Source organism: Mesorhizobium sp. WSM3862 (genome assembly GCF_002294985.1).
Classification (GTDB): domain Bacteria; phylum Pseudomonadota; class Alphaproteobacteria; order Rhizobiales; family Rhizobiaceae; genus Mesorhizobium.
Window position 1 is genome coordinate 39,877 of sequence record NZ_NSGE01000002.1, and the last position, 25,129, is coordinate 65,005.

Annotated in this window: 17 protein-coding genes and 15 pseudogenes; 23 read left to right on the forward strand and 9 right to left on the reverse strand. The window is 59.4% G+C overall.

From position 1 onward, the window contains the following. Positions 1-16 precede the first annotated feature (16 nt). A pseudogene (locus CK224_RS04550) lies at positions 17-271 on the reverse strand (hypothetical protein); the annotation flags it as partial. Positions 272-621: 350 nt separating this feature from the next. On the opposite strand from CK224_RS04550, the gene CK224_RS31765 reads away from it, so the two are divergent. The 8 genes and pseudogenes from CK224_RS31765 to CK224_RS04605 all read left to right on the forward strand — a co-directional run. Beyond that, positions 622-1,533, forward strand: coding sequence for a site-specific integrase (locus CK224_RS31765; RefSeq protein WP_245425726.1), 912 nt, complete (start codon positions 622-624; stop codon positions 1,531-1,533). 114 nt (positions 1,534-1,647) lie between these two features. After that, positions 1,648-1,908, forward strand: a complete 261-nt coding sequence (locus CK224_RS31770) for a tyrosine-type recombinase/integrase (RefSeq protein WP_280952244.1) — start codon at positions 1,648-1,650, stop codon at positions 1,906-1,908. A gap of 152 nt (positions 1,909-2,060) precedes the next feature. Beyond that, positions 2,061-2,270: pseudogene (locus CK224_RS04565) on the forward strand (tyrosine-type recombinase/integrase); the annotation flags it as partial. Then, positions 2,221-2,669 (forward strand): annotated as a pseudogene (locus tag CK224_RS31775) (transposase zinc-binding domain-containing protein); the annotation flags it as partial. The pseudogenes CK224_RS04565 and CK224_RS31775, both read left to right, overlap by 50 nt. Positions 2,670-3,595: 926 nt before the next feature. Beyond that, positions 3,596-4,759 carry a porin gene (locus CK224_RS04580; RefSeq protein ID WP_095780941.1) on the forward strand — a complete coding sequence of 388 codons (1,164 nt, stop codon included), beginning with the start codon at positions 3,596-3,598 and terminating at the stop codon, positions 4,757-4,759. Between the two features lie 516 nt (positions 4,760-5,275). Continuing rightward, positions 5,276-5,852: pseudogene (locus tag CK224_RS31780) on the forward strand (tyrosine-type recombinase/integrase); the annotation flags it as partial. 12 nt (positions 5,853-5,864) lie between these two features. Beyond that, a pseudogene (locus CK224_RS04600) lies at positions 5,865-6,879 on the forward strand (IS91 family transposase); the annotation flags it as partial. 414 nt (positions 6,880-7,293) lie between these two features. Continuing rightward, positions 7,294-7,434: pseudogene (locus tag CK224_RS04605) on the forward strand (IS5/IS1182 family transposase); the annotation flags it as partial. Here the strand turns inward: CK224_RS04605 and CK224_RS31785 are convergent. From CK224_RS31785 to CK224_RS04615, 3 genes and pseudogenes are all read right to left on the reverse strand, one after another. Beyond that, positions 7,391-7,678, reverse strand: coding sequence for an ATP-binding protein (locus CK224_RS31785; RefSeq protein ID WP_245425730.1), 288 nt, complete (start codon positions 7,676-7,678; stop codon positions 7,391-7,393). The pseudogene CK224_RS04605 and the gene CK224_RS31785 overlap by 44 nt on opposite strands. Further along, complete coding sequence (locus CK224_RS04610) at positions 7,645-8,154, reverse strand: ATP-binding protein (protein ID WP_245425788.1); 510 nt, start codon at positions 8,152-8,154, stop codon at positions 7,645-7,647. The genes CK224_RS31785 and CK224_RS04610 overlap by 34 nt, the downstream gene beginning before the upstream one ends. Next, positions 8,154-8,751, reverse strand: a pseudogene (locus CK224_RS04615) (IS21 family transposase); the annotation flags it as partial. The gene CK224_RS04610 and the pseudogene CK224_RS04615, both read right to left, overlap by 1 nt. Here CK224_RS04615 and CK224_RS04620 point away from each other — a divergent pair. From CK224_RS04620 to CK224_RS04640, 5 genes and pseudogenes are all read left to right on the forward strand, one after another. Beyond that, a pseudogene (locus CK224_RS04620) lies at positions 8,750-9,243 on the forward strand (IS21 family transposase); the annotation flags it as partial. The pseudogenes CK224_RS04615 and CK224_RS04620 overlap by 2 nt on opposite strands. A 288-nt stretch (positions 9,244-9,531) precedes the next feature. Then, a pseudogene (locus CK224_RS04625) lies at positions 9,532-9,672 on the forward strand (transposase); the annotation flags it as partial. 42 nt (positions 9,673-9,714) lie between these two features. After that, a pseudogene (locus CK224_RS31790) lies at positions 9,715-9,907 on the forward strand (IS21 family transposase); the annotation flags it as partial. A gap of 28 nt (positions 9,908-9,935) precedes the next feature. Then, positions 9,936-10,279, forward strand: a pseudogene (locus CK224_RS04630) (IS5 family transposase); the annotation flags it as partial. Positions 10,280-10,830: 551 nt separating this feature from the next. After that, positions 10,831-11,094, forward strand: a complete 264-nt coding sequence (locus tag CK224_RS04640; RefSeq protein ID WP_095780944.1) for a DUF3892 domain-containing protein — start codon at positions 10,831-10,833, stop codon at positions 11,092-11,094. Between the two features lie 130 nt (positions 11,095-11,224). On the opposite strand, the pseudogene CK224_RS04645 reads toward CK224_RS04640, so the two are convergent. Further along, positions 11,225-11,943 (reverse strand): annotated as a pseudogene (locus tag CK224_RS04645) (IS5 family transposase); the annotation flags it as partial. 97 nt (positions 11,944-12,040) lie between these two features. Here CK224_RS04645 and CK224_RS04650 point away from each other — a divergent pair. Next, positions 12,041-13,069 carry an IS110 family transposase gene (locus tag CK224_RS04650; RefSeq protein ID WP_095781433.1) on the forward strand — a complete coding sequence of 343 codons (1,029 nt, stop codon included), beginning with the start codon at positions 12,041-12,043 and terminating at the stop codon, positions 13,067-13,069. Between the two features lie 96 nt (positions 13,070-13,165). Here the strand turns inward: CK224_RS04650 and CK224_RS04655 are convergent, their stop codons facing one another. Then, complete coding sequence (locus CK224_RS04655; RefSeq protein ID WP_095780945.1) at positions 13,166-13,408, reverse strand: hypothetical protein; 243 nt, start codon at positions 13,406-13,408, stop codon at positions 13,166-13,168. A gap of 15 nt (positions 13,409-13,423) precedes the next feature. Between CK224_RS04655 and CK224_RS04660 the strand changes: the two genes are divergently transcribed. Continuing rightward, positions 13,424-14,604, forward strand: a protein-coding gene (locus tag CK224_RS04660; RefSeq protein ID WP_095780946.1) for an IS3 family transposase whose coding sequence is annotated in 2 segments (ribosomal slippage) — positions 13,424-13,673 and positions 13,673-14,604 — 1,182 coding nt in all. Because the reading frame shifts where the segments join, the coding sequence is not laid out codon by codon here. A 199-nt stretch (positions 14,605-14,803) separates the two neighbouring features. Here CK224_RS04660 and CK224_RS04665 read toward each other — a convergent pair. Further along, positions 14,804-15,514, reverse strand: a complete 711-nt coding sequence (locus CK224_RS04665; protein WP_095780947.1) for a hypothetical protein — start codon at positions 15,512-15,514, stop codon at positions 14,804-14,806. Positions 15,515-16,375: 861 nt separating this feature from the next. Here CK224_RS04665 and CK224_RS04670 point away from each other — a divergent pair. The 3 genes and pseudogenes from CK224_RS04670 to CK224_RS32265 all read left to right on the forward strand — a co-directional run bounded on the left by CK224_RS04670 (position 16,376) and on the right by CK224_RS32265 (position 18,528). Continuing rightward, a complete protein-coding gene (locus CK224_RS04670; protein WP_095781434.1) occupies positions 16,376-17,545 on the forward strand; it encodes a Xaa-Pro peptidase family protein in 1,170 nt (389 codons plus the stop codon). 147 nt (positions 17,546-17,692) lie between these two features. Next, positions 17,693-18,402: pseudogene (locus CK224_RS04675) on the forward strand (IS21 family transposase); the annotation flags it as partial. Next, a complete protein-coding gene (locus tag CK224_RS32265) occupies positions 18,397-18,528 on the forward strand; it encodes a hypothetical protein (RefSeq protein WP_280952258.1) in 132 nt (43 codons plus the stop codon). The pseudogene CK224_RS04675 and the gene CK224_RS32265, both read left to right, overlap by 6 nt. Positions 18,529-18,681: 153 nt before the next feature. On the opposite strand, the pseudogene CK224_RS04680 reads toward CK224_RS32265, so the two are convergent. Continuing rightward, positions 18,682-18,918 (reverse strand): annotated as a pseudogene (locus CK224_RS04680) (transposase); the annotation flags it as partial. Positions 18,919-19,494: 576 nt separating this feature from the next. On the opposite strand from CK224_RS04680, the gene CK224_RS04690 reads away from it, so the two are divergent. The 4 genes and pseudogenes from CK224_RS04690 (at position 19,495) to CK224_RS04705 (ending at position 22,685) form a co-directional block, all read left to right on the forward strand. Continuing rightward, positions 19,495-19,926: an SET domain-containing protein-lysine N-methyltransferase gene (locus CK224_RS04690; RefSeq protein WP_095780949.1), complete on the forward strand. Its 432-nt coding sequence runs from the start codon at positions 19,495-19,497 to the stop codon at positions 19,924-19,926. 188 nt (positions 19,927-20,114) lie between these two features. Continuing rightward, positions 20,115-20,342: pseudogene (locus CK224_RS04695) on the forward strand (transposase); the annotation flags it as partial. 308 nt (positions 20,343-20,650) lie between these two features. Continuing rightward, complete coding sequence (locus tag CK224_RS32455) at positions 20,651-20,896, forward strand: hypothetical protein (RefSeq protein ID WP_348628373.1); 246 nt, start codon at positions 20,651-20,653, stop codon at positions 20,894-20,896. Between the two features lie 1,060 nt (positions 20,897-21,956). Then, a complete protein-coding gene (locus tag CK224_RS04705) occupies positions 21,957-22,685 on the forward strand; it encodes a LuxR family transcriptional regulator (RefSeq protein WP_095780950.1) in 729 nt (242 codons plus the stop codon). 302 nt (positions 22,686-22,987) lie between these two features. Here the strand turns inward: CK224_RS04705 and CK224_RS04710 are convergent, their stop codons facing one another. Beyond that, positions 22,988-23,269 carry a DUF2285 domain-containing protein gene (locus tag CK224_RS04710; protein WP_095780951.1) on the reverse strand — a complete coding sequence of 94 codons (282 nt, stop codon included), beginning with the start codon at positions 23,267-23,269 and terminating at the stop codon, positions 22,988-22,990. Positions 23,270-23,385: 116 nt separating this feature from the next. Here CK224_RS04710 and CK224_RS04715 point away from each other — a divergent pair, with 116 nt between their 5' ends. Further along, positions 23,386-23,619, forward strand: a complete 234-nt coding sequence (locus tag CK224_RS04715; RefSeq protein ID WP_095780952.1) for a helix-turn-helix transcriptional regulator — start codon at positions 23,386-23,388, stop codon at positions 23,617-23,619. Positions 23,620-25,129 lie beyond the last annotated feature (1,510 nt).

Here is a 25,129-nt window from a genome sequence, read left to right on the forward strand (position 1 = left end):
GCGCAATTTGTCGGCTGGCGAACAATTCCTTATAGCCGCTCGGCACCATCCAGTTCGCACGGTCGAGATGACTCCGAAGCGCCTTCCTGGCGCGCTCCGGTTCAAGTGCCGGATCAATGCCGAGGATCAGATGGGCCATTCCGTCCTCGGATGCCTCATGGGCTGAGGCGTCGAGGAGCCTCATATAAACTGTAAAGTGCGCCTTGTCGTAAGCTGTGAGGCCGTCAGACCAAGCGCTGCATCTTCTCTTTCTCTCCTCGACAGTCCCAATCCTTTCCAGAAAAGGGCGCCACCGATGTCTGGCGCGTTGGGCTCTGTGCTCCAACGAATGGCCGAATGTTGCGACGGCATTGGCGCGGGCAGGGGAGCCATAGCATGTCTACAATGCTCTTGACGGAGGCTGGTCGGCCTGATTGGCGCGACGAAAGTTCGTACGATTACACCGCACATCTGACGCCACCGGAGTGGGCATGGGAGTTCTTACGCCGCAATCCTGCATTCCAGCATGATTTACGTGGCGCGCGTCGCATCCCACAATCGTGTCTCGCGAAGCCTTTTTCGATGTCCGCGCTTCAGCCTGCGACCTGTCGCCCGCCTTGAGCGCCGCTGGGAGGATCGGACATGACCAAGCATGCCAGCCTGGCGCCACTTTTGGAGCGCTTTTTCATCCAACGCCTGATGCAACAGCGGCAGGCAAGCCCCCATACGATCGGTTCCTATCGCGACACATTTCGGCAGTTGCTGAAGTTCGCGGAACGAACATTGCATAAGCCGCCGTCTCGCTTGAACTTCGGGGAGGTCGACGCGCCGTTGATCGTTGCCTTCCTTGATGACCTGGAGAACCATCAGGGTATCGGCGTACGCAGCCGCAACCTGCGCCTCACGGCGATTCATTCCTTCTTTCGCTACGCGGCCTTCGAGGCACCCGAGCATTCCGCCCAAATCCAACGCGTGCTGGCAATCCCCAGCAAGCGCTTCACTCGAACCCTCGTCAATTTCCTGACCCGCCCCGAGGTCGATGCCTTGCTGGCCGCACCGGATCGATCGACCTGGTCTGGGCGGCGCGATCACGCGCTCCTTTTGGTCGCCGTGCAGACCGGATTGCGGCTATCGGAGATCACTGGTCTCAAGCGGGACGATCTGTTCTTTGGCACGGGCGCCCACCTGCGCGCAAGGAACGCTGCACTCCGTTCGCCAACCTTCTTTCGCTACGCGGCCTTCGAGGCACCCGAGCATTCCGCCCAAATCCAACGCGTGCTGGCAATCCCCAGCAAGCGCTTCACTCGAACCCTCGTCAATTTCCTGACCCGCCCCGAGGTCGATGCCTTGCTGGCCGCACCGGATCGATCGACCTGGTCTGGGCGGCGCGATCACGCGCTCCTTTTGGTCGCCGTGCAGACCGGATTGCGGCTATCGGAGATCACTGGTCTCAAGCGGGACGATCTGTTCTTTGGCACGGGCGCCCACCTGCGCGCAAGGAACGCTGCACTCCGTTCGCCAAGTCCACGACCGCAGTCTCGAGAAGCTGGCTGAAAGAGCCTCAGCGCGGAGAAGAGAGTATCCTGTTTCCCAGCGCCAGAGGTGAGCGGCTGAGCGTTCATGGCGTTCAGTATATGCTGAAAAAAACACCGCCAGACCGCTTCTGCCATGTGCCCGTCGCTGAATGGAAAGCGCGTCACCGTTCATCGTCTGAGGCACACGATGGCCATGGACCTCCTGCAGGCGGGCGTCGATCGCGCCGTCATCTCCCTGTGGCTCGGCAATGAATCGGTCGAGACCACACAGATCTATCTCGAGGCGACATTGGCGATGAAGGAGGCGGCGTTGGCAAAGATATCCCCATATTCCGGTAAGTCACCCCGATTCCGGCCCGACGACAATCTGCTGGAGTTCTTGAACAGCCTGTAGATCGCGCTGATTATGTCGGGTGGCTCGGGTGATTTCTGCGGGAAATCTCATTATTCCTCAGACATTTACCATGACAGTTAGAGCTACTCGACATAGTCGGGCGGGGTAGATACTGCCGCCTATGTCGATGAAGACATAGGCGCCACAGCTTCGCCACCCACCTTTTGGAAGCCGGCACGGACATAAGGATCATCCAGGTCCTGCTGGCCCATCGCAGCTTGGCGACGACGACACTATACGCCCAGGTCTCAACGGCTGTGATCGGCCGGACCGCCGGTCCTTTTGACCAACCCCACATGGAGATCACGCCGCCTGAGCCCGGATCTGGAAGTGGCGGATGTATTCCACCGTCACGGGGCTGATTATCGCCGCGACCATGCCGGCCATCTCGGGCGTGTCGAGCGGCGGGTCATGGCCACGGCGGAGGCGTGCCGGACCGCGGCCTTGGGCGGTCACGCCGAACACTGCACAGACTGCGGCCTCGTGCGGCAAGCCTATAACTCCTGCCGCAACCGCCACTGCCTAAATGCCAAGGCCTAGCCCGCGCCCAGTGGCTGGCCGAGCGGCAGGCTGAGCTGCTGCCTGTCCCATACTTCCACGTGGTCTTCACCGTCCCGGCCCAGATCGCTGAGATCGCCTTCCAGAACAAGGCGGCGGTCTATGCTATCCTGTTCAAGGCCGCATCCGAAGCCTTGAGGGTGGCGGCCGATACCAGGCATCTGGGCACCGAGATCGGCATGGTCGCCGTGCTTCATACCTGGGTGCGCATTTCGCTGATTGTGAGCAGCCGTTTCAGGCGATGGTGAGCGCTCGTTTCATTTGATCGTGAGCAGGTATTTCGCGCGATCATGAGCGGCCGTTTCGACCGACGTGTTCATTGATTCAGGTGTGCAACGCATTCTTGCTCAATGCGATGAGGCCAAGCGAAGTGACAGTAATGCCAGCGCGCCTTCGGGTTCCCCACGAATTGACCGCCGTGGCCGAACTACTTGGCAGGCTCGAGGCCGAAGCAACGCGACGGCTAGACGCTCAGGCCCTGTGAGATCGCTTCGCGACCTCGGCCTGCCGATCACCTGCTCGGGCATCCGGTTCTGAAAGATCTTCCGAGAGAAGGCGCCCGCATTGCTGAGTGGGCCGGGCCAGTTGCAGGCTCAACCCATCTCGAGAGACGTTTTGGAATACCGCGATCAACACTGCATTGGTGGCAGCGGCACAATGATGTGGTCGCCTTTCGCAGAGGCTCCCGCAAGCATGTATTTCCCTTGGCTCTTCTCAAGGGCCGCCTCCCTGTCGAAGTGCTCAGGGAAGGTATGAACACCGAAGCTGTTGCATCGGCCGCCCAAGCCGTTTCTCTGATCGGATCTATCTGACGATTCGACGGCGTCGGCGACTGTTCGCGCACATTTGTTGCCTACGAAGTCAGTCAATGTACCAATTGTGCAGTTTGTGCAAATGTATATTTGTTCAATTTGTACAAGTAATAATGCCATTTTAGTGATAAAAATACAACTAGTACTGATGCTTATAGACTGTAGTAGGAATTTGAACTTGCGCTATTCCGGCCGGTGAATAGCGTCCGAACCGGGAAGGATGCTTCGCGATGCGCATCTTTTTCGATCGTGGGGACAGGGAGCAGGACCGTCATCGACGTCCTCGCCCTTTTTCAAATCATTCAAGGAGATCAAGTATGAACATCAAGAGCCTTCTTCTCGGCTCCGCTGCCGCCCTGATCGCAGTTTCGGGCGCACGCGCCGCCGACGCTGTGACAATCGCCGAGCCGGAACCGGCCGAGTACGTCAAGATCTGCGACGTCTACGGCGCCGGCTACTTCTACATCCCGGGCACCGAAACCTGCCTGCGCATCGGCGGTTATATCCGCTACGACATAGGCTTCGGCGACGTCGGCTCGTACGACGGTACGACCAACGCAGATCATAAGGATGGTAGCCGCAATCAGACCTGGTACAAGAACGCCCGCTTCGCGCTGAGGACCTGGACCGGCCAGGACACCGAAGTGGGCACGTTGAAGACCTACACCGAGACTCGCTTCGACTTTGGCATTGGCTTTGGCGACTTTGGTACCGCTCCCAATCCCGCGGCGAACAAGGCCGTCAATCTAAAGCACGCCTGGATTCAGCTCGGCGGTCTCCGCATTGGCAAGACCGACACGGCTTTCGAAAGCTTTATTGGATATGCCGGTAACGTTCTCAATGACACTCTCGTGCCATATGGCGACCACAACACCAATGTCATCCAGTACTACTTCGACGCGGGCAACGGCTTCTCGGCTGTGGTCTCGCTTGAAGAAGGCTCGGGCGTCAAGGGCACAATCGACAGCTACGTGCCACACGTCGTCGGCGGCGTGAAGTACACGCAGGGCTGGGGCGCCATCACCGGCGTCATCGCCTACGACAGCAACTACGAGGAAGTGGCAGGCAAGATCCGTCTCGATGTCAATGTTAGTGAGGCGGTTTCGCTGTTCGCGATGGCCGGCTATGGCACGGACGACAATCTGTCGGATCCGACCTGGGCGATCCCGGGCCGCGGTCGCGGCATCTACAAGCAGTGGGGCGGCAACTGGGCGGTGTGGGGTGGCGGCACCTACAAGTTCAATGAGAAGACCTCGTTCAATGCCCAGGTTTCCTATGATGAGTGGAAGAACCTCGGTGTTGCGGCGAATATCGTTTACGACATCGTTCCCGGCTTCGCGATCACGACCGAAGTCGACTACCTGCATGCAGGCCGCTTCGACGAATTCGGTGCTGGTTCTCCTGCTCCGGCCTTGAACTGGACCGGTGCTGACAAGAAGAACAGCGTAGGCGGTTTTGTTCGATTCCAACGCTCATTCTAAGGATTGGACGGCTCATACCCCGCGTTCGCAGCGGGTAGCTGCGAGCCTTGATCACGGACCTCCAGTCCGAGCATTTCGTCGATGAGAAGGGGCGCCCTGTTCCCGGGCGCCCTTTTTAATGAATTGACGTCGGACTCGCGCAGGTGAGATGGATCGCGGGCTGCTGTGTGCGGTCGCTCTCTTTGCGCCAGGATCTGCAAAACGGCCCGGGCAGACGGCGCGGCCGACACCGAAACCGACCATGTTCCGGTGCTGACATTGTTCGATCCGACCGGGCCGGGGACCTGGGTTATGGAATAACCTTGATCCGGACGGCGACACGCTGTTCGACCTTTGGCTCGGCCTCGGCTTTCCGAACTCGACAGCGTCAGCCTTGCGGAACTGAAAAGCGTCACGGGTCGGCTTGGCCTCGGAATCGAGCGCGACCTCTTTTTTCACGGGCGGTTTCCACTCTCTGTCTGCTCCGAGGCCGCGCGCGCGACGCCGGCTACATCACCGAGAACGCAGCAGCCGCGCTTGGGCCATGCCGAGATCCCGGAACGGATCGTTTATGCCCGCTCGCCATGCACGCTGCCGGTGGTTCTCAGCGCGGACGAGATCGTCCACTTCCTGGAAGCAGTGCCGAGCCTGAAGACGCGCACGGCGCTGACGACGGCCTACGCAGCGGGTCTTCGCGCCTCGGAGACCGTCGGGCTGAAGGTCGGCGATGACAGCGGCCGCGGCGTCATACCCGTTCGTCACGGCAAGGGCGGTAAGGACCGCACCGTGATGCTGTCGGCGCAGCTTCTTCGGATCCTGCGGGTGGCTGTTTCCCGACCGCGACCCCAATCGCCCCATCGACGTGCAGGTGCTGTATTCGGCCTGCCGCTCGGCGCGCGCTGCCGCCGGCATCGACAAGCGGGTGACGTGCACACGCTCAGGCACTCGCCACGCATCTGCTCGAGAACGGCACCGATATCCGCATCATCCAGGTGCTGCTTGGCCACAACGATCTTTCCCCCACGGCACGCTACACCAAGGTCTCGAACGGCCTCATCCGCGCACGATGAGCCCGGTCGACAAGCTGAACATTGAAGTGGTGTCGCCGGGCTGACCGGTTCCGCTCATGTCGGCGAGACTGGAGGTGGCGGATCTTCGGCCGCCACGGCGAGGCGTATCGGCAGGTTCATACGGCCATCTCGGACGCGTCGAGCAGCGTGTGATGAGCGCGATCGAGCTCTGCCGGCCGGCCGAGCTCGGCGGCCATGTCGAGGGCTGCCGATCCTGCGGGGCGATCCGCGTGGCCTACAATTCCTCTCGCAAACGGCATTGCCCAATATGCCAGGGACAGGCTTGCCGCCACTGGCTCGCCGCACGCGAGGCCGAACTCCTGCCGGTTCCCTACTTCCACGTCGTGTTCAGGTTGCCGGCCGAGGTCGCCGCGATCGCGTTCCAGAACAAGGCGGCGGTTGACGCCATCCTGTTCAGGACTGCGGCCGAGACGCTGCGCACGATCGCCGCCGATTCCAAACATCTCGGCGCCGAGATCGGCCTCATCGCGGTGCTACAGCTGGGGGCAGAACCTGCACTACCATCCGCACATCCATTGCATCGTGCCGGGCGGTGGCGTCTCGCCCGACGGCTCGCGCTGGGTCTCCTGTCGGCCAGGGTTCTTCCTTCCGGTGCGCGTCCTGTCGCGCCTGTTTCGCCGCCGCTTCCTGGAGGACCTACGAGCCGCCTTCGACGCGCACAGCCTCAAGTTCTTCGGCGACATTGCCGGCCTGACCGAGCCAGCCGCCTTCATCCGCCTGTTGGACAGGGCGCGCCGCCCCGACTGGGTGGTTTACGCCAAACCGCCGTCCGGCGGTCCAGGGCAGCTGCTAGCCTACCTCGGTCGCTACACCCATCGCGTCGCCATCGCCAATTTCCGGCTGATCAGCATGGAGAACGATCGTGTCGGATTCCGCTGGAAGGATTATCGTCATGGCGGAAGGACAAAGGTGATGACGCTCGAGGCGCACGAGTTCATCCGCCGGTTCCTGCTTCACACGCTGCCGGACGGCTTCCATCGCATCCGCCACTACGGCTTCCTCGCCAACGGCCATCGCGCCGCCAGGCTCGACCAGTGCCGCAGGCTGCTGACCAAACCACAACTGGATGATCGCGAACTGGGTGCCGAAAGCGCCGCTGCCGCTCCTCTTGCGGCAACGCACCGCTCCCATGCTGTAGAGGGCGGATATCCCGCTCGCCACCTGGCGATGCGGGCACGCGCCGCCAAACCCCTTCTGGAATGACACCTCATGATCACGCCGGGTGCGTTCACATCATCTGGTTCGGCACCCGTCGCCATGTGCGCCGGCACCCAGGCCTTTGTCCACCGCACAAAGCCACAAGCAGCCAGCCCGGCGATAGAGGCCACTGCGGCCTGTCTGACGATTCACGCCATCACGGTTTTGCCTTCCGCCATGCCGTCTATCCCTGTGGTCGAACCGCGAACGCCGTTCATCCGCCTGGCAAAGACAATCCCCATCGCTCCGCAGGCCTACAATCCCCATAGCGCCGTCTTTCGCCGCTTCAGCCGATGGAGCAGCAAGGGTGTGTGGTGGCGCATCTTCGAGGCGATGTCGGATGATCCAGACTTCAACTATCTGATTATCGATTCCACGAGGGCCCACCAACATGCGCCCGGGGCCAAAGTGAGGACCGGTGGTTTGCAGTTTCGTTGGGTTCAAGCGTCGGTCCGGTCTTCTGCAGAAGGCCGGACCGACGCCTTTCGCGGAGACGGTAGCTGTCGCCGCGGACGGTGATCACCGTGCAGTGGTGAAGCAGGCGGTCCAAGATCGCCGTGGCCACAACGGGCTCGCCAAAAGCACTTCCCCATTCGCCCACGGAGCGGTTGGAGGTGATCAGGATCGATCCCTTCTCGTAGCGCCGTGACACGAGTTGGAAGAACAGGTAGGTGGCATTGGCCTCGAAGGCAGATAGCCCAGCTCGTCGATGATCAACAATTTCGGCCGCGACAGGATCGCCAACTGCTTGTCGAGCGAGCCGTCGCTGTGGGCGTTGGCCAGCGTCGCCACCAACGTAGCAGCCGTGATGAACTGCACGTTGTAATTCTGGCGGATCGCCTCGCGGCCGAGCGCCACGGCCCAGATGGGTCTTTCCCGTGTCGGGTGGGCTGAGGAACAAAAGCGTGTCGCCGTGCGCAATCCAGCGGCAGGTGGCGAGTTCCCTGATCTGCCCTGATCGAGCGATGGCTGGGCGTTAAAGTCGAAGCCGTCCAGCTCGCGCACGAAGGGGAACTGGGCGATCTCGCGCGACACCAGGAAGCCCAGGGCCTCGCGTAACGTCATCTTCGAGCGGGCAGCTTCGTCCAGCAACGTGTCGAGCTGGTCGCTGATCGCCGTGTTCGTCATCACCAGCCCCCTCCGACAGCCGCCTCGTATTCCGCAAGCGGCCGCAGCAAGGTGGGCGGAGCGATCTCGATAGGGTCGGCACGCACCGGCCCTTCAAAGCCGGCGACGCCGACAAAATGCGCCCGGTCCACGATCCGTCGTCGTCGCCCCCGGCATAGGGCATGATCGCCTACCACCGGCCCGCATGGCGGATAATGACACGGCCAGCCAACACCACGACCTGGACGCTCTCGCTGACCAGGGGCCAGGGCACCGAGTAGCTGTTCGTGTCGAGATCAATCGCACAGTCGGCCTGGACCTTGCGAATCAGGTCCCGCAGTTGCCCGAGCGGCGCCCTGCCGGAAAGCGGGCGGAGCGCTCGAGCTTCAGCGGCAAAACGTCCACGCGCGCAACGCCGGTGGCCGTGTTCTCGCTGGTCGGCAACCTCACGCGTCCACCGATCCAGATGCGCCTCGAACGCCGCCCAGCTCTCGAACGGCCGGCCGGCGGTCGCGTTCTTCTTGACGTAGCCGACTCCGCGTTCGTCTTTCCCCTTCGTCCTGGCCCGATAAGGGGCACAGGCCCGCGTGTGAAGCCCCAATATCGGGCAAAGGCGTATCGCCTGCCCGTGCGTCGGACAGCATTTGATGGTCTGGAGGATTGGCTTCGAGAGCGCTTCTTTCGCCACGACGGGAACGCGGACGTCATTCGCCAGGAGTTGGAGAGCGAGCATGGCATCGTCATCGGGCTGCGCTCGGTAGAACTTCGGTTCGCCAATGGCGGCGCGAGTTGAAAGCACAGAAGCCGGCGACGGTGCGCTTCGAGACGGCGCCTGGTCGTCAGATGCAGATCGACTTCGGCGACAAGCGGGTATGGATCGGCGGCGAGCGGGTGCGGATCCATGTGTTTGTCGGGACGGTTCGCTATTCGTGTCGGATGCACATCCGGGCCTCGCCGAGGCAGCGCCACACGGACTGGTTCGAAGGGATGGAAGGCGCTTTCCTGCGGTTTGGGGGCGTGCCGGCGGAAGTTCTGATCGATAATGCAAAGGCGCTGGTGGAGCATCACGACGCAGTGATGCGCGAGGTGAGGTTCAACGCCCGGCTGCACGTTGACGCTGCTCGACTGCGGCGTGCGAACGCTGGGCGCGCGATTAGCGCGCCGCATCGTCGCGGAACTTCCACTGGATGTGGTCAGGAAGGAAAGAAATTCATGGCGAATATTTCGGAAGCCCAGCTCTATTTACATGGACGGGCGGGCGCAGACGATCGAGATCTATGTTGATTGTCGGCCTGTTCGGCAATTCGCTCGGCGCCAAGGCTTCCGAATACATCACCTCCGGCTTTGCCGCACGGCCAAGCCAGCGTTTTCGGATGCCATCGAACGGCGTGGGAGCGGATGGCGCCGCTCATCATAGGTCGGCCTGATCAGAAGGGATCGACGGGCCGCGATAACCGGATGTTCGTCGCGGCGGTGCTATGGATTGTGCGCTCGGGCTCTCACTGGCGCGATCTTCCCGATGTATTCGGCGATTGGAACAGCGGTAACGCAGAACTGACCCTCTCTTGAGAGGAAGAATCGATGACGAGAGAGTTTTCATCGCAACCTGCATTGTCTGGAACGGTGCGGGTTGAGGAAATGCGATCGGGGGAAGAAGTTTTGGCCATGGTAGGCCTTCATGAACAAGGCCGGGGAGCGAAAGAATTGCGCAGGAGTTTGGGTGCGCGCCAACACCGTTCGCCGATATCTTCGTGAAGGTGGCGTGGTTGCGTTCGGGGGGCAATTCTCATTTCGCCCGACACCCTGTGCGGTTCGCCCTTACGGCGGGTCAAAAGGGCGATGCACCGCAAGCGGCTGCCTTGATCGAAGAGCTGCCCGCCGAAGTGGTCATGGCTGATACCGCCTATGACGCCGACCATTTACGCCAGCCATCGCTGCCAAGGATGCGATCGCGGTCATACCCAACAACCCATCGCGCTCCCTCAAATATCCGCTCGACAAGCATCTCTATGCCCAGGGTCATCTCGTCGAATGCTGCTTCTCCAAGCTCAAGCAATTCCGCCGGGTTGCCACCCGCTTCGAGAAAACCGCACGCAACTACCACGCCGTCGTTACTCTCGCAGCCGTCGTCCTATGGTTGCGCTAAGTGTCCACACCGCCTAAGCTTCCAACCGAGAAGCCACCGAGGGTCAAACCCTCGCTGAGCTTCTTGTTAATCTCCCTGAACTGCTTCTCGCCAAGCTGTTTTCTGGCCGTCTGATTGGCTTTGTTAAGGGCGTTGTTGAATTTTGTTGTGGAGGCTTCGAGGCCCGCGAAGGTTCTACTAATATTAGTGAAAGCTAATACTGATATGACCTTGCTTTGGCGCACGGCAAAGCAAATGGGTCAGCTTTGCCGGCTAATTTGGTCGAAGCCAATATTGTTAACAGAACGTTACTGGCAGTTTACTAAAAACCAATTTCTGCGTAAAAAAGAGGCAGACGGCTAGTGATTCGTCGTCTGCCTCTGTCTTTTGCGTACCCGCGGTTATGTGGCGCCGAGTGGACGAACAAAGACCGCGAGTCCGCTCCCTAGCAGGTCGGCGCTAGCGTCTTGAGGCTTATTTGGCAAGCCACAGGAGCTACGAAATGGTCAGACATCCTCCCAAGCCCTGCCATTCCCAATTGCTCCGCAAAGCGCTCGAAAGGAGCAATTGCAATGGCAGACGTGCAGGTCACTTGCATCAACAAAGTCGCTCGTGAAAATAAGCACGAGGGTCTCACCCACCTCGGCAACTCCACGGGGAAATGGACTAAATCTCAGGTGATCCAATGGATTGAGGCCGGGACCAACACCTTCTATACGTTGGTCGGCGGGACGCGGGCAAACGTCGGTGTGGTCAACGGGCCGAATGGTAAGTACCTCCGTACCCATGCTGACGGTACCTACAACGACAATCTGCTGGCGCTGCCTGAGTGCTAGTAATTATTGATAGGCGGCGGGCTACGGCCCACCGTTTTGTCATCATCTCCTTTTGAGGGAAGGTGATGGAAAAGAAGATACTGAACGTCCCAAAGCCCAGCGATAAAGGCAATGACCTTGCCCCTGTAGTCATGATGGCGTTGAAGCTCTGGTCGGTTTTGTCGGCTCGCATGGCGATGCGTTTGAATTCCTTGAGTTTACAGAAGAAGTTCTCGATCAGATGACGCCATTTGTACATTTCGGCATCGAGCGGAATAGGCTTGGTTCGGCGCGGATGCTGGGAGATGACAATCTTGGCGCCGCGCTGGTTGAGATCGGCAATGATGCTATTGCTGTCGAAGGCCTTGTCGGCGATCAGAGCGCCGAAGGAGAGGCCGTCGATGAGCGGTTCGACGCCGATCGTATCGAAACGCTGGCCCGGCAGCAGGACAAAGCGCACGAGATTACCGAGGGCTCGGTAAGTGCCAGGATTTTGGTTGTCATGCCTCCCTTGGAGCGGCCGATGGCCTGGCTCTGAGTCCCCCTTTTGCGCCCTGGCCGTGGCGATGGACCTTGACGATGGGTGGCGTCGACCATGGCGTACTCCATGTCTGGTTCGTCTGAGCAAGCTTCGAAAAGTCGAATGAAAACATCGGCCTTTACCCAGTTGCGATATCGCGTGAAGACGCTGTTCCAGTTGCCGAAGAGAGCCGGAAGATCACGCCAAGGGCTCCCCGTCCGCGTGATCCACAGAACTGCCTCAATGAAGCGCCGATTGTCGCCACCGCTTCGCCCAGGGTCCATCGGCTTACCCAGACAATGTGGTTCCATCTTCGCCCACTGGGCGCCCGTCAGCACAAAGCGTTCCATCCAAAGCTTGATGGGGTGGACGGCCCCCGACCCAGCGGCATCGCAATGTGCCAAGATGGCGTTGTCAAAGGACCATCAGAGGGAAGGAACCGTCCGCATGCAAGTTATCACGATTGGATTGGATATCGCCAAGAACGTCTTTCAAGTTCACGGCGTCGATAATGCTGGAAACGCGGTGCTCCGTCGAAAAGTTCGGCGCGATCAGCTTATCCCGTTGCTTCGCGATATGCAGCCGTGCCTCATCGGCATGGAGGCCTGCGCGACGGCGCACCATTGGGCGCGGGAGCTGATTGCACTCGGACATGTGGTCAAGTTGATGCCGCAGGCTTGCGTAAAGGCCTACGTCAAGCGCAACAAGAACGATGCGGCCGACGCGGAAGCGATCTGCGAGGCGGTGACGCGACCGACAATGCGGTTCGTGGCTGTCAAATCGGCGGATGCCCAGAGCATTCTGATGCTTCATCGGGCTCGCCACCTCTTGGTTCGGCAGCGCACAGCGCAAATCAGCGCGATGCGGGCGCATCTGGCCGAGTATGGCGTCGTCGCACCGAAGGGCCGGGCCCATGTCCGTGGTCTAATCGAAGCTCTGAACAAGGGCGATGGGCCGCTCCCCGCGATGGCGCGACAGGTTCTTATCCTCCTCGCCCGAACGATCGAGGGGCTTGGCGCGCAAATCCGGAAGATCGAGATCGAGCTTCTGGCGTGGTATCGCACGAACCAGGTCTGCCGGCGGCTTTCAACCATTCCCGGAATCGGCTTCATCACGGCGACCGCCCTCGCTGCCACCGTCGTCGACGCAAAGGTCTTCCGCTCCGGTCGTCAATTCGCTGCTTGGCTCGGCCTTGTTCCAAAACAACATTCCTCCGGTGGCAAAGACAGAATGGGAGGAATCTCGAAGATGGGAGATCGCTATTTGCGGCATCTCCTCGTCGTCGGCGCCACGGCTGTCATCCGATACACGCGGCGAAAAGCGACGACCGTCAGCACCTGGGCGAACCAGTTGCTCGAGCGTAAGCCGGCACGGCTGGTCACAGTCGCTGTCGCCAACAAGGTAGCGCGGATCGCCTGGGCGGTGATGGCGCGTGAGGAAAACTACCGCGCGACGCCGTCAATGGCTCGAGGGTAACGACGGTCGCGCGAAATGACATCCAGTTTGGGCAGGAGAGAACGACATCAGTGATGCCGATCCGGTCAAGCCGGGGATCGGGAGAACCTGAGTGATTCAACGCGCATCGCAGCGCGGCAGCTTGATGAGGGCCCGATCCACCGACACCATCATGGCCAGCGGCCAGAGGCCGCACAAAAACAGGCCGAACACATGAATGAACCTGACCGCTTCAATATTGCCATTGTCAGAATCTTCTTGCTCAACGGGGGCCGTCCACACATGAATCACAAACAAGCCAAACAGGGAATCCTGAATATCAACAAGCCTTAATCCGGTTTGAAGTTCTTTCTGGCCCATCGAGAGGACCAGGACATGAAGCGCAGCCGCTTTTCTGAAGAGCAGATCATCGGAATTCTGAAGGAGCATGAGGCCGGGGTCTCGGTCGCCGATCTGTGTCGGAAGCACGGCGTCAGTGATGCTTCGATCTACAACTGGAAGGCCCGCTTCGGCGGGATGGATGTTTCCGAGGCTCGGCGACTTAAGGCGCTGGAGGACGAGAACACGCGGTTGAAGCGGCTTCTGGCCGACGCCATGCTCGACAATGCCGCGTTGAAGGATCTCGTGGGAAAGAAATGGTGACGCCCGCGGCCAAGCGGAAAGCTGTCGCTCGCCTGAAGGAAGGCTTCGGGATGAGCGAGCGGCGGGCGTGTAAAGCCATCGGCTGTTGCCGCATGACGGTTCGCTACCAGACCAGCAGGCCAGACGACCGCGAGCTTCGCGCACGGATGAAGGCGATCGCGCAGGAGCGTCGCCGGTTCGGCTACCGGCGCCTGCTCGTGATGCTGAGGCGGGAGGGCCTGGTCGTGAACCACAAGAAGCTGTTTCGCCTCTATCGGGAGGAGAAGCTCGCCGTTCGCCGACGTGGCGGCCGCAAGCGGGCGATCGGGACCAGGGCGCCGATGCTTGTGCCGCTGAGGCCCGACGAGCGCTGGTCGCTCGACTTCGTATCGGACCAGCTCACCAACGGCCGTCGCTTGCGCATCCTGGCCGTCGTCGACGATTGCACGAGAGAGTGCCTGGCTCTCATCGTTGATACATCTCTCTCGGGCATGCGGGTTGCCCGCGAACTGGACCCGCTCATCACCGAGCGCGGCCGGCCGAGGATGATCGTCAGCGACAATGGCAGCGTCACCTCGAACGCCATCCTCGCCTGGGCGGATCAGAACCGCGTCGAATGGCATTACATTGCGCCCGGCAAGCAGAACGGCTTCATCGAGAGCTTCAATGGCCGACTGCGCGATGAACTTCTCAACGAGACGCTGTTTACCTCGCAGGCTCAGGCGCGCGTAGCCATCGCCCTGTGGCGCGCCGACTACAACACCGCGCGGCCGCACTCCCAAATCGCCTGGCAGACACCGGCTGAGTTCGCCGCCACCTTCAATCCGCGACGGTCGCTCGCGCTGCGCTATGCCAAAGGCTCCACGCCAGCGACCGTCGCTTCACCCGCCAAGCAGGGCACAACCCCCGCCGGAAACGAACTCAAAACTGGATAGAAACTGGGGGCAACGTCAAAGGCTCCGCGTCTTGGCCGGTTGCTCAACCCGCTCCCCACGGCGTAACAGAAACGGTCGAGGCTCTTATCGCCGCTGGATGAATGTTCAGTGGCACGTCAAGATGGCCGCGAATCTCATCGTCCGTCGGGCTTCGGGGTCTTGCCGGGCGCAGATCACGGTTGTCTTCGACCGAAAGGAATCACGACAGGTCCAACGCCTGCGCCTTCGCTACTGTGAATTTAATGTTCCGGGACAGTTCGCGTCTCGTCAGCCAAATCAGCCAATCATCCTCCTCAATGCGTCTGTCAGGTAAACTCAAAATGGCCCCGTGTGCTTCTCTGTGGAGATAACCATACTGATCGGCAACTCCTTTTTCGATTGACCAAGTATGGACCAGGGCATAAATGAAATCGGGCGACCATTTCACCCACGCTAGCCCAAAAGCAATACTCGCAAACGTTCTAGGTAATCCTTGCCCCCTAAAATCCTCTCGCAGCCATATGTCGCCGTGATAAACTACCCGCCCAGTTATCTTTTGCGCGGTCGGTGCACGGCAAATACATGAAGAGCCTGAGCCAGCGCGGCTCTTTGGATTGGCGTAGAAGCCTTTCAGTGACTCGAGGTGTCTGACCAGGTTGGTGGCCATCAAATTGTCCATCCGAAGCGCCTGAACATGCGCTACTTTGCCAGATTGATCTTCTCCGACAATCCAAAACGCACGACCAGCGTCAAGCCGCGAACAATCGGGCCGGAAGCTCGGATCCGTTGGCGATTTACCAGCAATGTTTGTAGTAATCTCGGCATAGTCTTCGAAGTTTCCACCCATTTTGAATTTTAAGCCAGATTTGCGCGCCCTGGTATCCATCAAATATATGTATCTGGATGTATCCAGAATGGAGGGCTCAATCATAATGGGGCCTCGTTCATAATTATACCGATGGATCCAATCCCAGAGCCAGCCTGTCCTGCATCCGCCACCGTCCCCCGGATATTCCCGGCACAGTGAATCACCGCGAGGTCGCGGAAGAATCGCGGGTCCATCCGGAGAAACGCGTCAGAAACCAGCTACGCCCTGTAACCAATACGCCTGATAATACATTTCGAGGTTAGAGTCGCCTACCTGTACTGGTAGTGATCACCAGATGGAATACATACTATCTTCGCCATGAGAGATAGGAGACGTGCTGACGAGCTTCAGGCGCAACTGCTTGCAGGACTTGGCTAAAGGGCGCCTGCGTGAGCGCCACGATCGGTAACGACGCGGCTCACGGTTAAGCCGAGGCCCTTGTTAATCGAAGCCGCCGCGCGGATCGAAGCCGCCCCGCGGTGAGATTTAGAAACAGGACTGGAAGGCTATCACAGAGGATGATCAAGAATTACATCCTGGCCGTTTCTGCCGCTCACCGCGGTTTTTGTGACCGCAGTCTGATAGACATGCGTGCTGTTGTTCGTGGACGATGCTGTTTCGCCTTGCCGACCAGACGAGATCGCCCCGTTGACTGCGCCGAGAGCAGGAAGGCATTGGATCTCGTCTATGGCGAAGTTCGGACCGCGCTCAGCGGACCTTGAGACGGTGATCTTTAAGGATGACGAGCTGCAGAGCGGTTTCCAGAGGGCAACTTCGCGTCGCAGTCATTCAGCGCCCCCGGCCCGGGACTCTCTCGCTGTAATCTTCGAACGCGCCGGTAATCGGCATTGCAAATTTTAGAATCGTGGCAAGCGCGCAGGAGCCATGCCCGGCCACTCCGATACGCAGACGAGGGGGCTTCTTGTGTCAGTAGCTAAAGGTCCGCAGGTATTCCCACGATCAGAATATATGCGCAGGCTCACAGCAGTAAAAGCGAGGATGGCTGAGCGCGACATCGCTGCGCTTGTCATCACTGACAATGCGCATATCACCTACCTAACCGGATCTGTCGCTCACTCTTATGACACGCGCGGTGTAGTCGTCCTGCCCTCGCGCGAACAGCCGGTCTTCATCCTACGCTGGATGGACGTAGCCGCGGCCGTGCAGGAGACTTTCTTGGAACGGGACAGCATGATCGGCTACTCGGAAGAGTTGATGGGCGATGCAGGCAAGAACGGCTACGACGCCGTGATTGACTTCCTGTTAGGCCATGGACTGGGAGAGAGCGGCATTGGTTTCGAGCTGTGCAACTTGACGGTCTGCTCGGCTGAAAAGTTCAAGTCTCGTCTGCCGCAGGCGCGCATCGATGACTTCTCGAATGTGGTAACCCGCATCCGCACTGTCAAGTCGGATCTCGAGATTGCCGTCATGCGCGAAGCTGCAGCAATTTCAGACGCTGGTGTGCTCAGGGCCGCGGAGGTTATGCGTCCCGGCATGCGGGAGGCAGATGCCATCGCCGAAATTGTTGGCACGCTCGCCCGCGGAACGAACGGCAAACCCGGAACATGGATCGCGACACCCTACCTTTGCGCCACGTCCCGAATTGGAAATCCTCATACGACCTGGAGCGAAGACACATTCCGGGAAGGATCACAGGTCAATCTCGAAATCGCTGGCGTCCGGCATGACTACCACGTTCCGATCTGCCGGACGTATGTCCTCGGCAAACCGTCTGATCGCTTGCTGCGTATTCATGAGGCCCAACTTGCCGGCCTGGAGGCGGGGCTCAATGTAATCCGCGCCGGCGCCGTCAGCGGCACAGTGGCCGAAGTGATCCACAGCACAACTGAGAAGCACGGGTTCAAGAAGCGGTCCCGCGCTGGATACTCCATCGGTATCAACTGGATGGAAAAGTCGATTGGCCTCCAGTTGGGCGATACGAGGGTTCTCGAGCCGAACATGACCTTCCACCTGCATCTCGGTTCTTGGGTTGAGGAAGACTTCGGGTACGTGCTTAGCGAAAGCATTCGCGTAACCGAATCGGGTGTCGAGGTGCTCACAAAGGCGCCGCGGCAACTTTTCACGTTAGGCTGAGTCCGCGGATAAGTTTCTGGCAGATGCTGATAGCGAGCTTGTGTGCGTGCGTATCTTGCCAAACGGGACGGTCAGTCCGCTAAATCGCAGACAGCAGTTTTTTACTGACCGCAGACAGCTGGATGTGGTCGGCCTTCGTTTTCGGCGCGTCGTCCCGAGTTAGGCAGCGCCATTCGTCGCACGATCGAGCGTCGCGTTCGATCCTGGCGCGCTGTCCATGGCGCGAAGCAGGAAGTCATCTGTCGGCAGGCTCACGAACCCGGCCGCGTTGGCCTGTCGGATTTTACTGATATGGGCAGCGCCGGCGTCACCATCGCCGGCCAGCCGCTCGATCACCGTCTCTACCACTTCCGGCTCGCCTATTCCGGATTCGAACATGCCCATGTCGTGCTCGGCGGCGAGAGTTTCGTTGCGCTCGCTGAAGCCTGCAGAACGCACTCTGGTTGCTCCGCGGGTGCCGCGAGAGCACCGCAGCGACAGCCTGTCGGCGGCGTTCCGCAACCTGGACAAGGATGCCCGCGCGGACCTGACGCGCCACTACGAGGAGCTGTGCGGCCATTACGGCATGATGGCGACCCTAACAATGCCGGCATCGCGCACAAGAACGGCTCCATCGAAGGTTGTCACGGCCATCTCAAGCGGGCGATCAACGACGCATTGCTGATGAGGGGATCGAGCGATTTCGACGATCTGGCCGCCTACCGCCATTTCGTCGACGAGATCGTCAGCCACTGCAATGCCCGCAATTCCAAGCGCATCGACATCGAGCGCGCCGAACTCCAGGAACTGCCCGTCCGGAGGACATCCGACTACGAGGAAGTCACCTGCGCGTCACGTCATCGAGCGGCTTTATGATCATCGGTTGCGATCTCATGATCACGCTTGGCTCCGAAGCGGGGCAGTTGCAGTTGAACGTGACGGAACCGGTGATCGCCTACAACATACTGCACTCGCTTGAGCTTCTGACCTCGCCGCGCTCTTGACCGACCGCCGCAGCATCTCCTCGAAGATTGCGACCGGCCGGACCCCGGCGCCGCTCGCATTTTAATGGGGACTGTGCCTCCAATAGGCTGACCTCCGCTGCCCTCCGAGCTACGAGGATAGCATGGGCTGTTTGTACCGCGCGCAGGCGGGCAACGGCCCGTTTTTAGGATGTCGCACTCCGCCTTCAACTTTTGACCACTCCTTGCGCAGCCGGTCAATCTCCTGCTCCGGCTTCATCGCCTATGGCCGGGAAACGCATGCTGCGGATCTGCCGATAGCTCGCGCACCCATTTGCGCAGCACATTCTCGTAGACATCGGGGCGCCCCCATCCTTGATCAATCTCACCGCCTCAAGCTTGAACTCTCGGGCTGAACTTTCTTCTTTGCATCCCACTCTCCAGTTCCGTCAAACACTTACCTCGGGGTCCACGAAACCGGCAGCGGGCCAACCGGTTGGATGGAACGAAAGGTACGAGCCGAGGTCTGCAGCTAACATTACCCACGCATATTGGTAGGTATGACGAGGTTGAGAACAAGCTATGTTCGCCCAGGAGACAAGCGGAGGAATGAACTCGTCCCTTGGAAGCGCGGTGCTGGTTCCACGGATGTGTTCCTTAGCGGAAGGGACGCCCCCGTTGTTTCCCGTAAAGCGCCACACCGTTGAGAATGAGGGCCGCCGCGATGACGTCGGCGGCGGAGAACAGATCCTTAAGCCGATGCTAGAACAGGATGCCCAGAATTCCCGCTGGTATCGTACTGACGACGATCGGCCAGCGAATGTATCCTTGGGTTTGGCCGAAGGCCTCAATGGCAGCTGGAAGTAGATGCTGGAGTGAACCACGTAGCCGCCGCTCATCAACAAGCCCGCCGACTTTTTGAAGTCAGCATTGCTGGTGAGTCTCATCCGCAAGCTCACCGACAGCCCATAACGGGACGCCACCAAGCTCAGCATTAAGAAGGTATACATGATGGTTGATAAAGTTTTTGATCGTAGCAACGCTCTGTATGTGAAGAAAGTTCCCCGAAAAGGCCGTGGGTTGTTCGCCAATGTTCCGTTCAAGGCTGGAGATTTAATCGAGCGCGCGCCCACATGGGAATTTGATGACAGACAAGCAAATCTTATAGATCTGACAGGAATACTGGAATATTATTTCGTGCGCGGACCAAAAAAACAGAACGGTAATCCTACAGCGCGGTACGTTGTTTTTGGACTTGCTTCGTTGGTGAATCATTCTTCAAGCCCCAATGCAGAAACGGTTTGGGCTGATGAAGAATCAGGCGCATGGGTCAACATCCTAGCGGTCAGGGACATAAATGTCGACGACGAAATAACGCAAAAATACAATAATATCTCAGATTACCCACAGAGCATTAATTTCGTTGAAGATGCACGATAATTCATGGATGCACAGGTGTATACGTAGACAACTGGTAATGCTGCGATCAGAGATTCGAATGTCTTATTTTGTGGGACGATATTTTGGCGTCAACATAAAAATATGCCAGCTCATTACGGAAAGTTGTGGAGGCAGACGAAATTGCCACTTTTCGTCAGCGAATTTCCAAAGGAGGGGATGCTCTTGAGCTGGGGATTGTCAATGGGGGCGTGGCGGTGCCTATATCGGTTGCCGATCTGTGCCGCAAGCACGGGGTCAGTGACGCCTCGATCTACAACTGGAAGGCCCGCTTCGGCGGGATGGATGTCTCCGAGGCTCGGCGACTAAAGGCACTGGAGGACGAGAACACGCGGCTGAAGAGGCGTCTGGCCGACGCCATGCTCGATAATGCCGCGTTGAAGGATCTTGTGGGAAAGAATGTATGGTTCGCCCCGTCCGTGCAAGGGTTCGCGACATGGCCGAGGACGATTCCAGTTGCATAAATGTATCCGGCCTATCGCGAGTGAGTTGCTGTTGCAGCCAAGCCATGATGAGATCCGCGCACGCCGTTCCCAAAAAACGGTTCGGGCACGAAGCCCGCTTTTTTTTGCATAGGGCTTGACCGGATGCCGATCCACTGTTTCGTCATCTATTCTGGAGCCTTGCAATCGAGCCGGAGCTTCAGGCGAAAGAAGGGTCCCTGCGTTCATAAAGCGCTCCCAGCTTGGTCAGGACAACCCAGGCAATGAGCGCCATCTCGGCGGCAAGTGCGACAACAGCTTTGTTCGGGTGCATACGCCTGCAACACATCAAGCCAGCTTCCGAGGCGATCCCGGGTTCGATCCGGGTGACGAAAGCATGCTCGCGCGCCATGAACGAGCAGCTTGCGAAGGTAGCGGTTCCCGCGCTTGCAGGGGAACGAGTCAAGGGGTCGGTGATCGCCGCTGCTGGCCAATATCTACCTGCACTTGTCTTCGATCTATGGGGCTAGCGGTGGCGACAGCGCGAGGCTACCAGCGACATGATCATCGTGCGCTATGCCGATGATGTAATCGTCGGCTTCGACCGCAAGGAAACTGCGCATTGTGTCGCCGCACATACATGGTCCGAGATGGAAAAACGGGGCGGTTGCCGGGCGGCCCGTTCGGTTGGCCTCCAGTGGTCACAGCCGGCGTGCTGTTTTCTGCGAGTGGGCGACCTGGCCTGGCGGGCAGCCGTCCATAGTCACGATCACCAGACAAGGCAGGCGGTTGCTTTTTTAGCGGCTCAAGAAAGGGTCTGTCTACGGATGTCGAGGTCTGTGATAGGGGAAGCCTGCGAAGCTATGGCTGTTTTCGCAGGAATGCTGCCTTATAGGGCGCGATTGCGCCGTCCATTGCCGCACTTGCAAATTAAACTTAATGGCATCACTCCACCACTCGGAATCACGGATGATAGGCGCGACAACCACTGCACCACAGGGGCTCAAACCGCCGGACCTTCCGCAACGATCGTGGGAACGGCGCTTGGCTGCCGAAGCCGGAAACACTCGCCCCGCATGGATACTGCGACCAGCGAGGAACTGGCAGGTGCAGCCTGTGAACGGTGACGTCGACCAATGCGGTTTAGTTCGCGAGAACCTCGCTTTTGCATGGACGGACTCCTTCACGAAACGCGTTCACGCCAGCTTTCATTTTCTGACGTAATTGTCAAAAACGTGACCGTCCAGTCGAACCGGCGGACCACTGCGCATTTGTCCAAAAAAGGTCAAATCTGTATTTGAGCTTCGACCGAATGGAGCCCTGTGTAGGCCGGACCGCGCGAGCTTCCTTTGGCATCGCAGCGTCTACACCGAGGCAGGGAATTTCAGATCCGGTTTGAGGCATCCCGGTTCAGCACGGCTGGACCTTATATGAAAGCACTTGGCTTGTGCCAATGCCTGAGGCCACTGGCGCCAGCTGGCGCGGTTTGCGGCAATGCTCTCGCAAGAGCGTCATGGACCTCTTCCGCACCGTCACCTTTCAAATGACACGTTGCCGGAGAGCCAAGGGAAGGAGCTAAAAAGGGCAGAGATGCAGACTGTGTTCGAGACATTCTTGGAACGGCTTTCAGAAAGCGTCGATGAGGCTGATCTCCACGGTGCCCTGGCCGATGTCGCCTCTGGACTCGATCTGCTTACTTTTGCCTATCTCTCCTTTTCCCCGCGGCCTGATGGCAAAACCACGCTGATCTCGAATTATCCGGCGCCCTGGACAGCACGTTATCTTGAGAACCGGTATCAGAGTGTTGACCCGGTCATTATGCGCGCACGCAGGGGCGGATGCCCGTTTCGATGGGGATCCGATCTGAGCGGCGAGGGGGCTGCAGGGGCTCAGGTTTTTGAAGAAGCGGCGCAGTTTGGTATCTGCTGCGGCATGACGATCCCGATTATCGACCACCGAGGAAATTTTGCTGCGATCACCTTTGCCGCAGACAAGCCCGACACTGCATTTTTCCGCGCCGCAGAACGCCACATAGAAGGTCTTCCGTATTTCGCGACCTGTTTTCATATGTTCGTTCGGCACAGACTGTCCGGCGATCGAATGATCGATGGTGTCCTGCTGACGCCGCGCGAATACGAGTGCCTGCAGTGGGCAGAACAAGGCAAGTCTGATTGGGAGATCGGCTGCATCCTGGGGATCACGCAGCGAACGGCCGCCTTTCATCTGGGCAACGCTCGCCGGAAGCTTGGGGTGACGACCACCAAACAGGCTATTGGGCGCCTGGCCCGTTCGGCTTTTTTCGGTTCACGGACAGGTTAGTAGCTTCACGTGCGCAGCGGCGTTGAAGCGTACCCTGCGGCGCTCGAGTGCGTCTTTTGCTTACTGCGAATTGCCTGCCCGGTTGTTTCCGCCGAAACCGCGGCCCCGATTGAATGTCGTTCTTGGGGGTATCGAGGGATCGCTCGCCAGACCTTCACATCGCGAGATCGTTGAAGTGCTGATCGGAAGGCGCATTCAAGCCGACTGAACGGCCGCATCCGGTGCGCGTCTCGGGCCCTGCGTTCAGGAATGGGGACTGTCGTGAGTTCCCTGCATGAAAACGTGACAGTTGCAGCCGTGCGTCAGCCGGCGAACAGTTCCTTGTAGCCAGTGGTTACCATCCAGTTCGCCCGATCTATATGGCTGCGAACAGCCTTGCGGGCGCGCACCGGTTCAAGGACCGGGTCGATGCCGAGAATGAGTTCAGCCATTTCCTCTACGCTGGCATTGTCGGCGCAGGCGTCGAGGATGCGCAGGTAAATGGTGGAATGCTGCCTGTCGTAACTCGTGATGCTGTCTGACCAGGGGACGTCATCGAGCAGTGTCAAGCTTTCAGTCCTATTCGTTCTCGTCGATCGATTCATCTCTGCCGCGAACCTCGCCTGTTGATAGGTGGATTCAAGACAGCATATCCCAAAATGGGATTATCCGGAACCGGGATTAGTGGCTGAGCCGGTCTTTATCTGACCGGTTCGGCTACATGCCCAAATCACTTCGATCTGCCCGCCACCAGCGGTTTCTGGCCAAGTTGATATCGCTGCGCAAGGCCAAAGGCATGACCCAGGCCCAGGTGGCCGAGAAGCTTGGCCGGCCGCAATCCTTTGTGGCCAAGTATGAGGGTGGAGAGCGGCGTCTCGATATCATTGAGTTTCTCGACGTAACTGCGGCGCTTGACGCTGATCCTTGCGAGATTCTGATGAGCCTGCGGTCATAGCTAGCGTCGGCGCCTCGCCGCGCAACGGCTGCTGGACCGCTGTTCTAAGGCAAAGCTCAGGCGTCTCAACCATGCGGCTCCCGCCTGGCGCGGGTCGTCACACCCGCGCAGCTCTTCTATGTTGGGCGTTTCCCGGCGGCGCAGGCGGCACTCCCTTCTAGGCCCGCCGCGGCATCCCGCAACCCTTCAATCTCGCTTCGGGTCCTTCTCTTCGTTCCAGGTCCTTCGGAAGCCTGGACGGCGGCCCTTACGGTCGCACTCGCCGCTCCGGGGGAGCCGGATCGGCGAGCGTAGACAAACGATGCATGCAAGACTGAAGCGGACCGCCCATCGCAGAGGCAGACAGGGGCGGGCTCGGCGTCAGGTTCTATCAGGAGGTCCCACCCGCATCTTGCCGAGCTGAAGCCCGGCACCCCGCCGCGGGTGCCATGGAGGGCAGCCGCCCTCGACAACGGCTCCTTCCCCTGCAAGGGCGATCGTAAAAAGAGCGCACAAGGCGCCCTTCATTTCAGATCAGCTATCTGCAAGCCGCCATCGCCTTACCAGCGTTGTGTAACATGTCCGACATCGTCGAGAATCCAAAACGAGTGCCCCCGCAACCGCCGAATCAACCTCCGGCGGTCGGTGACGTACAGGAACTCGAGCAGTGAAGCGCAGTGAACTGGTTGGCTCCCAACATCTTCACTCCGAAACGCTTCACGCAGCCGGATAGATTGACAGAAGGTGACCGAGCCGGCTGCGCCTGTGGGTCTAGACACCGCCGGCGGTAAAAATCGAAGATTTTGGGAAAAGATGGGCATCGCTTGGCGGACTAGATGATTGTGAAAGCGGCCAGCAGTCTTGGCCTGCACCGTTCCCTTGATTGCATTCTCGGAGTCTGCCGATCGCGTCAGCAAGTTGCGTTGGCATGAACATATGGGCTTGGTCGCCAGGGCAAGTTCAGCTGCTGGCGACCGTCGTTCAATATGCAACGTACGAGCGTCAAGGAGGGAGGGGAGGCTCCGCCCCGGCGTGCTCTCGGCGAGGCAGCAAATGATCGACGATGTCTCGCTGACGCGGCACATTGGTATACCCGGAACAAGGGCAGTGCGTCGGCAGGTCTGCCTGGGAAATCGGCTCCATCGAGGGGCAAGCGAGCCCGACCGTGCTCAATCACGAACCCGCCCGCCAAGATACCCCGGCGCGAGCACCACCCAAACAAGCGGTTGCGCGCCCCGCTGCCGCTTTTGCGGCCCCACTGAAACCTCGGTTTACCTGTACAACTATACAGGCTGCCATAGCGTGAAACTTGGCCTCCAATGGTGGAAATTTCCCGAGGAGACGTGCCAATGGCTGAGCTAACATCGCCGGTGCTACGACAACTTTCCCACAAGGAGCATGCAATCCACCGCTGCGCTACTGCGCCTTTAGGCCACGTCACCGGCGCAGGAGCGGCTCACCGCAGTCAAATCGATTCGCTTGGCGTGCTCCGCCCTTGCTGGCTGTCGCTGCGCGGGTTCGACGGCCTGGT

What these genes read in the sequence shown, in the direction of transcription:
- CK224_RS31765 (WP_245425726.1), top strand. Translation starts at nt 622, where the DNA reads ATGACCAAGCATGCCAGCCTGGCGCCACTTTTGGAGCGCTTTTTCATC.
- CK224_RS31770 (WP_280952244.1), top strand. Translation starts at nt 1,648, where the DNA reads ATGTGCCCGTCGCTGAATGGAAAGCGCGTCACCGTTCATCGTCTGAGG.
- CK224_RS04580 (WP_095780941.1), top strand. Translation starts at nt 3,596, where the DNA reads ATGAACATCAAGAGCCTTCTTCTCGGCTCCGCTGCCGCCCTGATCGCA.
- CK224_RS04610 (WP_245425788.1), bottom strand. Translation starts at nt 8,154, where the DNA reads ATGACGAACACGGCGATCAGCGACCAGCTCGACACGTTGCTGGACGAA.
- CK224_RS04640 (WP_095780944.1), top strand. Translation starts at nt 10,831, where the DNA reads ATGGCAGACGTGCAGGTCACTTGCATCAACAAAGTCGCTCGTGAAAAT.
- CK224_RS04650 (WP_095781433.1), top strand. Translation starts at nt 12,041, where the DNA reads ATGCAAGTTATCACGATTGGATTGGATATCGCCAAGAACGTCTTTCAA.
- CK224_RS04655 (WP_095780945.1), bottom strand. Translation starts at nt 13,408, where the DNA reads ATGGGCCAGAAAGAACTTCAAACCGGATTAAGGCTTGTTGATATTCAG.
- CK224_RS04665 (WP_095780947.1), bottom strand. Translation starts at nt 15,514, where the DNA reads ATGATTGAGCCCTCCATTCTGGATACATCCAGATACATATATTTGATG.
- CK224_RS32265 (WP_280952258.1), top strand. Translation starts at nt 18,397, where the DNA reads ATGATCATCGGTTGCGATCTCATGATCACGCTTGGCTCCGAAGCGGGG.
- CK224_RS04690 (WP_095780949.1), top strand. Translation starts at nt 19,495, where the DNA reads ATGATGGTTGATAAAGTTTTTGATCGTAGCAACGCTCTGTATGTGAAG.
- CK224_RS32455 (WP_348628373.1), top strand. Translation starts at nt 20,651, where the DNA reads ATGAGCGCCATCTCGGCGGCAAGTGCGACAACAGCTTTGTTCGGGTGC.
- CK224_RS04705 (WP_095780950.1), top strand. Translation starts at nt 21,957, where the DNA reads ATGCAGACTGTGTTCGAGACATTCTTGGAACGGCTTTCAGAAAGCGTC.
- CK224_RS04710 (WP_095780951.1), bottom strand. Translation starts at nt 23,269, where the DNA reads ATGAATCGATCGACGAGAACGAATAGGACTGAAAGCTTGACACTGCTC.
- CK224_RS04715 (WP_095780952.1), top strand. Translation starts at nt 23,386, where the DNA reads ATGCCCAAATCACTTCGATCTGCCCGCCACCAGCGGTTTCTGGCCAAG.